Genomic DNA, 5,766 nt, shown 5'->3' with positions numbered 1-5,766 from the left:
GCTGATTCGGGGCCGGAATAGCCCGGCAGAGCCCCGACTACTTTTGCTCATTTGAACACTAATATATATAAATTGAAAGCACCTGTCAATAGCCGGAAGGGACAATTTGTGCGAAAATAAACTAAATTTGGAGTGTAGATTTTTGAGGTTACCGGAGGTCTTCTGTGAAGATTTTTAAAAGTGTCCTTGCCCTGTCCGTTCTCCTGACCATGCTCGTTGCATGCGGAGGCGATTCCTCTTCATCTTCTGTTTCCCCAGATCCCCGCCCCTGTGAGGATCAGAACGAAGATTGTGACGATACCAGCTCTAGCAGTGGTGAAGTTTCCAAGAATTCTTCGAGCTCGCAAAAGAACTCCAATAAGGAAAAGTCTTCTTCCTCGGTAGAAAAGTCGAAGTCCTCCTCTTCTTCTAAAAAAGATGAAAATTCCAGTTCGTCGGAAGATAAGGCAAAGGAATCTAGTTCCTCGGTAAAGCCTTCTTCTTCGGATGCCAAGTCCAGCAGCAGTGAAGAAACGAAAACTTCTTCATCAAGTGGCGTTTTTGACGTAAACGCTCCCTGTACTTATGGAGATGTTTATGTAGAAGAAGTTGATGGAGAAAAAAGGGCTTACATTTGTTACGAAGATGGATGGAAAAGGTATATTCCGAAGTCTTCTTCCAGCTCTGTAGCTAAAAGTAGCAGTAGCAGCAGTATTCGCGGCTATGAAGCGCTCCCGTATGTTCCTTTTAAATCAAGTTTGAGTTATGGCGAGTTCACGGATACTCGTGATGGTAAAAAGTACGCCACTATCGATATCGATAACAAGTATGGCCCCGATAGCGTGCGTTTGGCCTTTACCGTATTTGCCCAAAACCTTAAATATCACGACAAGATGGTTCTTGGTACAGAAGAACAAGATGACGATGCGAAGGTCGAAATGTATTGCTACAAAGACAGTGTCGAGTATTGCAATGACTGGTGGGGCGGTTTGTACCAATGGGCTGAATTAATGGATTTGCCGTATGAATGCAATAACAAAAGTTGTGCTGAATTGGTTGACCCCGATGGAGACGGATTCCATCAGGGAATTTGCCCGGATGGGTGGCATGTGATGACTCGAAAGGAGATGCTTGCTGCATCTTATACGACGGGTGGCAGCAAATATTTAGATGATCGCATGAGTACGTTAGCTTCCGAAATATCTTATGCAAACGGATTCGGCTCCAATACTTCGGGCATGAGCTTCCTTGCCGCTGGTTATAGAAATGGTGAGAAAAAATTATTTGATTTCCTTAGTGAAGTTGCTCTTGTTGCTTTTGCCGAAGAAAATGCTTTAATTGAACTCAACAGTAGGGTTGGAGGGGTGTCCAACGTGACTTCGCTTGAGTCTACTACTCCCAAAATTGATGGTGTTTCCGTTCGCTGCGTTAAAGACTATTAATTCTCTCCGCCTTCTTTAGGCCTAAAATCCAAAAAGTTTAACAAAAAAACAAAGATTCCGCTGAGGGGCGGAATCTTAGGAGTTCTTCTATGTCCAACAACAAAAAAAACAACAAGAATAAGAAAAATCGTAACAATTTCACTCTTGAAGCTCTTGAACCGCGCCTGCACTAAAGCGACGACGAAAGGAGGTGCCGCATCAAGTGCGGCAAGACAACCGGAGATGAATGCCCTAAGGCGGAAGAAAATGTGTCGTTGAGCGAACATTAGAGGCCGAAGGCCGAGGCCATGTGAGCTTAAAGCCCCATGCGTTAAGCTGGGACTGTAGCGAGAGTGAGACGCGAGTCGAACGGTCGTGTAAGAGTGAGACGAGCATATTTCTGGAGCCGAGGGCTGCCTGATGTCGGGTTTTTAAGGGCAGAGCCCTTAGGCGAGGGGGTGCTGGAAGCCACGGCTATGGATTGCTTCGTCGCTTTGTTCCTCGCAATGACGTGCAAGCCGAAGCGAATGTTGTTAGCAAGCGAACGAGCCACGGAATTTTCCGTCTGTGAGCAATAAGCCCCAAGCGTTAAGCGAGGGCGATTGCGAGAGAGAGGCTGTAAAGCCGATCGGTCGCTCCTTGAGCGGGTAACAACATCGCGAAGGCCATACGCATAAGCCGGGGCTGCAAGCAGGGGGCTGCCTCCCCCGCTTTTGCAAAATTGTCAATGATAAGTTAATCCCGGGGCGTTCCGCGGGGCTTTTCGCAATATATCTTTATCTCTGGTGTAAAACATGTTTGGAGATTAAGATGAAAAATATTTTATCCGTTACTTCTGTATTGGCTTTGGCTGGAATGGCCTTTGCCCAGCAACCAATCATTACAACCAACTACACGTGTGACCCGGCGCCCTATGTCCATGGGGATACGGTTTACCTGTACACGACCCACGACGAGGACAATGCCGAAGGGTTCGTCATGTACGACTGGCTGTTACACACGTCTACAGACATGGTCAACTGGACTAGCCACGGGGCTGTGGCCTCCCTGAACGATATCCAGTGGAGTACTAAGACCAATGGCGCTTGGGCCGAGCAGGTTGTGTTTCGCAATGGCAAATGGTACATGTACGTCCCCATTCACGGCAACGGCATTTCCGTCTTGGTGGCAGATAGTCCCTACGGCCCCTTCAAGGAACCTCTGAACAAGGCCTTGGTGTGGCAGCGGCAACATTGGAACGACATCGACCCCACCGTATGGGTGGATGATGACGGCCAGGCCTATTTGTACTGGGGAAATCCCGACCTCTATATGATCAAGCTTAACGAAGACATGATCAGTACTTCCGGCAATATTGTTACCTACCCCAAGATCAAGGATTACCAGGAAGGCCCTTGGCTCTACAAGCACGATAAACATTACTATATGGCTTTTGCTTCCACCTGCTGTGCCGAAGGCATCGGTTACGCCATGAGCGACTCCCCCACGGGCCCCTGGACCTACAAGGGCGACATTATGCCTCATTCCTCCCGCAGTAATGGAAACCACCCGGGAATTGTGGATTACAAGGGGAAATCATACGTTTTTGGCCATCATTACCAGCTTTGGCACCAGAAATCCGATAAAATGGGCCTTAAGTTCCAGCACAAGGAACGCCGTTCTGTTGGCGTTGCCGAGATGAAGTATAATGCCGACGGAACCATCCAGAAGATTGAGTGGTGGCCGGATAATGGTGTGGCCCAGCTGGAAGATTTTGACCCGTACAAGCGCGTGGAAGCGGAAACCATGTCGTGGGGCGAAGAAGTGAGGGTCCGTAAGAGCGGTGCTGCCGGCAATACGGTTCTCACCAACCTTACCGAAGGCAAGTACACCAAGATTAGCGGCGTGGAATTCGGTGACGCCGGCGCAGAATCCTTCTCGGCTTCCGTTTTGAGCGTTAAGAGGGCATCCTCCGTTACGGTTCGCCTGGACAAGGTGGATGGCCCCGTGGTTGCCAAGGCTGAATTCAGTAAGGACGGTCTGGTGACCGTGCCTGCCGAAGGTGCAGTTGGCAAGCATGATGTATTCTTCATGTTCGCAGGTGATTTCGAAGCCGATTACTGGGAATTTGAAGACAGCAAGACCGCAGTTCCTCAGGGGCCGTTCTGCAAGGCGAAACTCAACGACCCCGAGGCAAAATGCAATTTGCCGGTTGTGGGCGCGAAGGTCGAGGGCACGGCCAACTTCATCGACTTCGAGAACTACGATGTGGGCGGTGCGGGCAAGGCTTACTACGACATGGACACCAAGAACCAGGGCGGCGAATACCGCGAAGACCGCGTGGACATCGTGAAGAACGGCGACGGATTTGCCGTGGGCTACACGCAGAAGGGCGAATGGCTGGAATACACCGTGAACGTGCAGGCCGGCGGGAAGCTCCCCTTCGAGCTCAGATACGCTAGCGGCATGGACAACACCGGCGTGCGCCTGTTCATGGACGACGAGCCGATTACCGACACGCTCGCGCTCACGGGCACCGGAGATTTCGACTCCTACGGCACCTTCAAGGGAACGACCACCAAGGAACTCACCGAGGGCGAGCACGTGCTCAAGGTGATGGTGACAAGCGACTACGTGAACCTCGACTGGATTGCCTTTGGCGAAAGCGAAGGCAGCGCTGAGGACATCCGCAACGGAACCACGGGCATCGTGCCGAAAATCGCCTCGGACGCGGCAAACGCATTCGCGAGGGCCGCTGGCAACTACAGGGTATTCGACCTGATGGGCTCCGAGCTCGGGAACATCCGCCTGAACGCCGGCTCGACACTCACAGACCTCAAGGCCGGACTCAAGACCGCCGGCTTCGGGAGCGGAGTCTATGTGGTCCGCAACCCCGCCGGAAAGACCCTGAAACTGCAAGCCGGGAAATGAGTTCTCGCGCATCTTAAACCGTGCGCAGCCTCCCCCGCATTTAAAAGCCCCGACCTCTCGTAAAGAAGGCCGGGGTTTTTAGCGTCAATGTTTAATGCAGTTTTACGCAAATTGCAGAATGTTGAATAAAATTGCAGTATTCTTATTAAAAATTATTGCTTTTTGCAGTCAATAAATGTATATTTGTAAGGTAACAAAGGAGCATTATATGGCACAGGCAACGATATCCGCACGCATCGACAGCAAGGACAAAGAAAGCTTCGACAAATTCTGCAGCAATGTGGGGCTGTCCACTTCTGCCGCCATTTACATGTTCGTGAAAAATGTCATCAACGAGCGCCGCATCCCCTTTGAAGTCCGCGAGCCCTCCCCCCGCTACAACGCAAGCGACATCGAAGCCCTCAAGAAAGGCATCGAACAGCTCAACGCCGGGAAGGGGATTGTGAAGACAATGGAAGAACTGGAGGCGATGGAGAATGGCTAAAATCGCTTTTTCCGAAACTGCCTGGCAAGATTATCTTTATTGGCAACTCCAAGACAAAAAGACCCTGAAAAGAGTCAACCAATTGCTAAAAGACGTTGAACGCAGCAATTTTGAAGGCATCGGAAAACCCGAAGCATTGAAGGGCAACCTTAGCGGATTCTGGAGCCGCAGAATTGATGACGCAAATCGACTAATCTATCGTATCAATGGTGAGTTCATCGATATCCTTTCGTGCAAAGGACATTACGAAGACGTTTGACGATTAATGGGGGGACGCCTCCCCCTGGCTCGCACTTCGTTGCTCCCCACCCCTACTCCTAAGGGCTCTGCCCCTAAGACCCCGAATGGCGCATCAAACTGAGTTCCTCCCCAAATATTGTTTTCCTTCCGCTAATTTTGTATATTAAATCTTGACAGGCACTGGTAGCGGATTTCCGTCTACAAGCCACGTTCGACTAGAAAAGCCGACTTTTGACGCCTTCGGCGTCCGTGGCGGCGGCTCAGAAATAAAATCAAACAAGTTTGATTTTGCTTCGTTCGCCTTGCATACTTTTGTTATATCCCATAAATTCTAACTCCTTTTTTATAAAAAAAGGCTTTTTTTGTTTGTTAATGTTCAACTCTATTGACAGATAATCAAAAATTGATTATGTTCAACTATGTACAATGTAACCATGAACAGGGTCGCTTGCTGGACATGCGAAAATGGGTCGATAAATATTGAGGTATACTATGTTGGCAGTCGTGAAAAAGCCCCGTATTGAAATCCGTGCGAAGCACATCCCTGCACCGCTTGTCAGGTTCTTGAAGGATACCTACAAGCACGAAAATGTGGCGGTCTGCAAAAACGAGGATTCGATTCCCTTCGAGGAGTCCGATTGGTTCAAGAATTTGGATTCCACTCCTGGCGAAATGATGGTAACGTATATTTTCTTTCGCAAATTCCTCTAAGGGGGTAAAAAAATAGGATGT

Annotated in this window: 5 protein-coding genes and 1 pseudogene; all 6 read left to right on the top strand. The window is 49.5% G+C overall.

Translation table 11 applies throughout. The features are described 5' to 3' along the window. Positions 1 to 164 precede the first annotated feature (164 nt). The 6 genes and pseudogenes from B7988_RS14620 to B7988_RS14595 all read left to right on the top strand — a co-directional run bounded on the left by B7988_RS14620 (position 165) and on the right by B7988_RS14595 (position 5,745). On the top strand, positions 165 to 1,421 hold the full coding sequence (locus B7988_RS14620) for an FISUMP domain-containing protein (protein ID WP_141225704.1): 1,257 nt from the start codon (positions 165 to 167) through the stop codon (positions 1,419 to 1,421). A gap of 789 nt (positions 1,422 to 2,210) precedes the next feature. Beyond that, positions 2,211 to 3,512, top strand: a pseudogene (locus B7988_RS15505) (family 43 glycosylhydrolase); the annotation flags it as partial. Positions 3,513 to 3,677: 165 nt separating this feature from the next. Then, the gene (locus tag B7988_RS15500) at positions 3,678 to 4,310 is read left to right on the top strand and encodes a carbohydrate-binding protein (RefSeq protein ID WP_349291503.1); all 633 of its coding nucleotides are present in this window, start codon (positions 3,678 to 3,680) and stop codon (positions 4,308 to 4,310) included. A 208-nt stretch (positions 4,311 to 4,518) separates the two neighbouring features. Next, positions 4,519 to 4,794 (top strand): type II toxin-antitoxin system RelB/DinJ family antitoxin, encoded by a 276-nt coding sequence (locus tag B7988_RS14605; RefSeq protein ID WP_073324079.1) that lies wholly within the window; start codon positions 4,519 to 4,521, stop codon positions 4,792 to 4,794. Further along, the gene (locus B7988_RS14600; RefSeq protein ID WP_088658458.1) at positions 4,787 to 5,053 is read left to right on the top strand and encodes a Txe/YoeB family addiction module toxin; all 267 of its coding nucleotides are present in this window, start codon (positions 4,787 to 4,789) and stop codon (positions 5,051 to 5,053) included. The genes B7988_RS14605 and B7988_RS14600 overlap by 8 nt, the downstream gene beginning before the upstream one ends. Before the next feature lie 473 nt (positions 5,054 to 5,526). Beyond that, positions 5,527 to 5,745, top strand: a complete 219-nt coding sequence (locus B7988_RS14595) for a hypothetical protein (RefSeq protein ID WP_088658457.1) — start codon at positions 5,527 to 5,529, stop codon at positions 5,743 to 5,745. The last annotated feature ends 21 nt before the right edge of the window (positions 5,746 to 5,766 follow it).

The organism is Fibrobacter sp. UWB1 (assembly GCF_002210325.1).
Lineage (GTDB): Bacteria > Fibrobacterota > Fibrobacteria > Fibrobacterales > Fibrobacteraceae > Fibrobacter.
This window is presented reverse-complemented; position numbering and strand designations above follow the sequence as displayed.

What these genes read in the sequence shown, in the direction of transcription:
- B7988_RS15500 (WP_349291503.1), top strand. Translation starts at nt 3,678, where the DNA reads ATGGACACCAAGAACCAGGGCGGCGAATACCGCGAAGACCGCGTGGAC.
- B7988_RS14605 (WP_073324079.1), top strand. Translation starts at nt 4,519, where the DNA reads ATGGCACAGGCAACGATATCCGCACGCATCGACAGCAAGGACAAAGAA.
- B7988_RS14600 (WP_088658458.1), top strand. Translation starts at nt 4,787, where the DNA reads ATGGCTAAAATCGCTTTTTCCGAAACTGCCTGGCAAGATTATCTTTAT.
- B7988_RS14595 (WP_088658457.1), top strand. Translation starts at nt 5,527, where the DNA reads ATGTTGGCAGTCGTGAAAAAGCCCCGTATTGAAATCCGTGCGAAGCAC.